This window comes from Vibrio sp. 1F279 (assembly GCF_041439815.1).
GTDB lineage: Bacteria > Pseudomonadota > Gammaproteobacteria > Enterobacterales > Vibrionaceae > Vibrio > Vibrio tasmaniensis_A.
Genome location: NZ_JBGOOU010000097.1, coordinates 1 through 3,278 on the forward strand (window position 1 = coordinate 1; position 3,278 = coordinate 3,278).

Here is a 3,278-nt window from a genome sequence, read left to right on the forward strand (position 1 = left end):
TCTTGCTCATCGATGACGCCAATAAGATGAGTGCCAATGAGTTGCTGGCCCTCACCGATAAAGCCAAACAATCGAGCAGTAAAGTGGTGATGCTTAATCGCGTATCAAGCCGTCAGGGATTTAAAGCCAATAACGCTATCTCGCTGTATCAAAAAGGCAATGTGGAGAGTCATTCTTGGGTTGGCAAGCGAGCCAGCAACACCAACGTAAAACTGCATGACAATGATACCGATAGGATAGCGCGGGTGTACGCCGACCTCCCCGATAAAGCCAACACGCAAGTGATTGCCACTTCCAGCGTCGAGCAGCGGCGGTTAACCGAAGCGATACGGGGCCAGCTCAAAAATACCGGCGCCCTCGCCAGACACGAAACCACCCTATTCACTCAAACCCCTCACCCCCTCTCCAAAGCGCAACAACCCCTCGTTCAACACTACAAACCAGGCATGACACTCACCCATTGGGAGAAAAACAAACCTCAGAGTTTTGTCATCGCCAGTATCGATAAAGAGAGCAACACCATGACCGCACTCAGCAAACACGATGGACAATCACACACCTTTGACCCGTCCAGTCGCGCCTTTAAGCACATGAAGATGCAAACCAATAAACCGCAAAGTCTCAACATCGCCCAAGGCGAACGCCTTCGAACGTTAGGCAAACACTTCCCTGCTGGCTTGGACGCGAACCAAAGCTACCTTGTCACTCACATTGACAAAGAAAGCCTCACGCTTGAGAGCAAAGGGGAAACGCAGCGCGTCAACTTAGAGAGCTTAAAAGACGCGCCGCTGCAATACGACTACGTTCATAGCGCCCACCATATTGAGCCAAAAGCCCATACTTTACTGTCTGGCAAAGCGTTTACCCTATCTAAGCCCCTGATAAACGACCTGACTGAAAAAACAGAGCGCCTTGATATCTTCACCGACAAACCAGAAAAAGCCCAAAGCGCACTCGAAAAAGAACAGGTCTCCCCGTCAGCCATTGAGCGCGTATTACAGACGCAAAACGTCAACGACCGCTACCTAAACGATGCCACCCAAGATTGGCTAAAGCAGGATGTCAGTCAGGCACTGTCAGCACTCGCGCAAGCGCAAAACGCCCCACTCATCGAAAAAGCGGTCAGCTTTGCCCTGAACCACCTCTCAGAGCGAGAAGCGGCGTTTAGCCAAAAAGCCTTAGTGGTGGAAGCGGTGCGTTACGCCTTTGAAGAAGCCGGAGGCTCTATTACCAAAGAGCAGGTTGAAACAGAGCTGACTAAACGCAGCGACACCCTCTCTGCAGAGTACAGTGACGGCACACGCTGGACGACGCAAGCCGCGCTAGAAACTGAAAAGCGCATCCTGCAAAACATCGATGATGGTAAAGGCCAACATCAGCCTTTTGCTACCCACAAACAGGTGCAGGACTTCCTCGATACCAAGCCTCGCCTAACCCAAGGGCAAAAGGACGCCATCACCCTTATCTCAACCACCAAGGACAGCTTTGTGGCCATCCAAGGGCTAGCCGGTACAGGTAAGTCCACCCTGCTTGAATCCAATATTGAACTTATCCAGTTAGTCAAAGAAGCCAGCCAGCAGCCAGAGCAAAGCGTCATCGGTCTTGCGCCCACGCACGCCGCGGTTGCAGAGCTAGAAAGCAAAGGCGTGAAAGCGCAAACGCTAGACAGTTTGCTTTCTGACATCCGACAAGGCAATCGAGAAGCCAGTGACTATCAACACACCTTGTTCTTTCTCGATGAAAGCTCCATGGTCAGCAACAAGCAAGCCGATGAGTTCACAAAGCTGGTCAATGACAGTCAGTCCAAAACAGTCAAATTGGGCGATAAAGAGCAGTTATTGTCACTCAGTGCCGGTAAACCCTTTGAGCTGGCCATGAGCCAAGGTCGCATCGATACCGCTTACATGACCGATATGGTACGTCCACAAAATGACATCTTGCACAATGCACAGCAAAACACCATTGATAAACAGCCGCTCAGCGCCCTAGACAAACTCCAGCAGCAAACCCCTGACACCCAGGGCAACAGCCAGCATGTCATTTCTACGCTGGATGAAAACGACAAAGACCGACTCAGAGCGCAGCTCACCGCCACAGAGAAGCTGCCTTATGTGGTCGCCAAAGACTATTTAGAGCGCACCCCCGAAACGCGAGACAACACACTGATTATCGCGTACACCAACCAGGAGCGAGACACCATCACCGAACACATCCGTGTCGGTTTAATGAAAAAGAGTGAGTTAGGCAAAGAGAACGTCATCGCAACGAGGCTACGCTCAATCGGCGCGACGGGGGAAGAGCTCACCACCATGATGCCGTATCAAAAAGGCTTGATACTGAGCACCAAGCCCGGTGAGTACGCGGCAATCACTCACGTTGACTCTGAGCATGGCGTAGTAACACTTCAAGACGCAAGTACAGGTAAGACAAGGCCGTTCTTACCGCGTAACCGTGATCACCGTTTCACCACCCTGTTCTCTACGTCAGAAAAACCACTTTCAACCGGCGATAAAATCATCACCCGTTTTACCGATAAAGAGCGCGGCATTAAAGCCAACGTGGAGTACCGCATCACGCAAGCGAATACAGACAGTGTTATCGCTCAATCTAAGACAGGACAAACACTCAGCCTTAACCCTAATGCGCTTAAAGACGGGCACTGGGACTACGCCTACAGTCGAACCGCAGACATGGCGCAAGGATCCACCTATCAACACGTCATTAGCGCGATACAAAGCAAAGGCGCACTGACCAACTTAAGACGCGCCGGTATCGATGTGACTCGTGCCAGTCAGCACATTCGGCTCTATACCGACAACACAAAACAATTGGTCAAAAGCTGGCTCTCTAAAGAGAGCCATAAAGCCAGTGCAATAGAAACCCTTAACCAAATCCCACCCAAAGACACCACATACTTTAACCGTAATGCTCTGCCTCATGAGGACGTCCGATTCCAAAATAAAAGCGGTGACTTTGACTACAACAAATTTAGGGAGCACATCAATACGCAACTACCCAAATACACCGAAAGTCTCGCCGTTCAGTTATTAGGCAAGCCTAACCAATCTAAATCAGACCGTGATTACTTAACCTTTGGCCTTGGTAAATCAGCCATTAAAGTCACCTTAACCGGAGAATATCGCGGGTATTTTAAAGACTACACCACAGGCGAAAAAGGCGCATTGATTAACCTAATCATGAGTCATAAGGAAATGAATTATAAAGCCGCGATGAATGAAGCGCACAAGATGCTCAATGAGCCAGATAAATATCAATTG

General features: G+C 50.0%; 1 protein-coding gene. It reads left to right on the plus strand.

What is annotated here, in order from left to right; all coding sequences use genetic code 11:
* On the plus strand, positions 1-3,278 hold a 3,278-nt coding region (traI, locus tag ACED60_RS25420), incomplete at both ends, for a conjugative transfer relaxase/helicase TraI (protein ID WP_371728718.1).